2 protein-coding genes are annotated in these 1,653 nt (G+C 75.9%); one reads left to right on the forward strand and one right to left on the reverse strand.

Annotation, left to right across the window (positions count from 1 at the left end; translation table 11 throughout):
* Window positions 1-559 (forward strand): FtsX-like permease family protein (locus AB0J52_RS39430; protein ID WP_500188220.1); only part of this gene is annotated, 559 nt, incomplete at its 5' end.
* Window positions 560-664: 105 nt separating this feature from the next.
* Here AB0J52_RS39430 and AB0J52_RS39435 read toward each other — a convergent pair.
* Window positions 665-1,402, reverse strand: a complete 738-nt coding sequence (locus tag AB0J52_RS39435) for a TetR/AcrR family transcriptional regulator (RefSeq protein ID WP_500188222.1) — start codon at window positions 1,400-1,402, stop codon at window positions 665-667.
* Between the last annotated feature and the right edge of the window lie 251 nt (window positions 1,403-1,653).

A 1,653-nucleotide genomic window follows, 5' to 3' on the forward strand; every position in this document is an offset into this window, starting at 1 on the left:
CCGGATCGACCCGGCGGCCGGAGGGCTCGCCCGCGCGGCGCTGCTCGCCGCCCCCGGGCGCGCTTGGCCGATGGTCGCGCCGGTGATGCTGACGATGGCGCTGAGCTGCACGTTCCTGTTCGCCGTGGCCACCGAGGACGCCACCAAGGGCGTCACCCGGACCGGTGCGGCCGCGTGGGTGGCCCCGCTGATGGTCGGGTCGGCGGTCGTCTTCACGGTGATCGCCGTGGTGAACGCGGCGGCGGTCGCGATGGCCGGCCGGAGCGAGAACCTCCGGCTGCTCCGGCTGATCGGCGCGCCGCCCGCCCAGCTCGCCCGGGCGGTCTGCTGGGAGACCCTCATCGCGACCGGCGCGGGCGTCCTGCTCGGCACCGCGATCGCCCTGGTGTCGCTGTCCGCGCTGGGCGAGGCCATGACGGGCGAGCTGTGGTTCGCCGGTTCGCTCACGCAGTACGCCGGACTCCTGGCGATCTGCGTGGTCGGCGGCCTGGCCGGGGCGCTCACCGCGACGCGGAAGGCGCGCCGCGGGCCGCTGGTGGCGGCCTCGACGCCGGGCTGACGGGGCGTCCCGCCACTTGAACGACGGCCGCCGGCCGGGCCCGTGCCCGTGCGGCGGCCGTCGCGCGCTGTAGGCGCTGACGGCGCCGTTGGAGCCGTCGGGGTGTCAGGGGGCGAAGGTGAGGGCGGCGGGGAGTTCGGCGAAGGTCGCGGTGAGCCGGTCGGTCAGGGCGGCGCGGCCGCCGCGCCCCTCCTCGGCCGTCCAGGTGAGCGCGGCGGTGCGCCAGGCGGACACGACGAGCTCGACCGCCAGTCGCAGGTGCACGTCGGAGGGGGCGACGCCGCGGCGGGCGCTGACCTGGTCGACCAGGGCCTGCGTGGTCTCGTGGCAGTAGCGCAGGCTGTGCGCCTGGAGGGCGGGCACGGTGTCGCAGAGGTGGCGGGCGGCCAGGAAGCGGCGGTCCCAGTCGGCGTCCATGGCGGCGAGCGTGGTGTGCAGGGCCGCGTGCAGGGCGTCCAGGAGCGGGCCCTCGGTGTCCAGGGCGGCGACGTCGTCGAGGTAGGCCGACCACAGGTCGCTGTCGGCGGCGAGCGCGACGTCCTCCTTGGACGGGTAGTTGCGGAAGAACGTCCGCTTGGAGACCTCCACCTCGTCGCACAGGTCGTCGAGCGTGGTCGCGTCGTAGCCGCGCTCGACGAACAGGCGCAGCGCGGTCTCGGCCAGCGCCTGCCGGGTGCGCAGCTTCTTGCGCTCGCGGAGCGGCAGGTCGCGCAGGCGCCGGTCGCGCTCGGCCCGGTCGTCCTGGGGCCGGTCGTGCTGGGCCCGGTCGTGCTGGGGCCGGTCGCGCTCGGGCCGGACACGCTGGGGCCGGTCGCGGAGGTCGGCGGAGACGTCGGGAGGCACGGCAGCAGCCTACCACCAGGCCGCTTTCGCCCTTTGACAGCTTTTGCCACTCAGTGGCACTATCCCCTCGGTGGCCACGAGGGCCGCCCGTGATCTCCGCCTGGAGTGGGTCCGTGAGCAGTAGTCCGTCCGAACCGTCCCCCCGGCCGTCCCGTCCGCTGGTCACCCTCGCGGTGGTGCTCGCGGCGTTCGCCACCGTCCCGATGTCGATCTCCGGGGCGGCGGTGCCGACGCCGGGCAGCGCCACCGCC

The organism is Spirillospora sp. NPDC049652 (assembly GCF_040675125.1).
Lineage (GTDB): Bacteria > Actinomycetota > Actinomycetes > Streptosporangiales > Streptosporangiaceae > Spirillospora.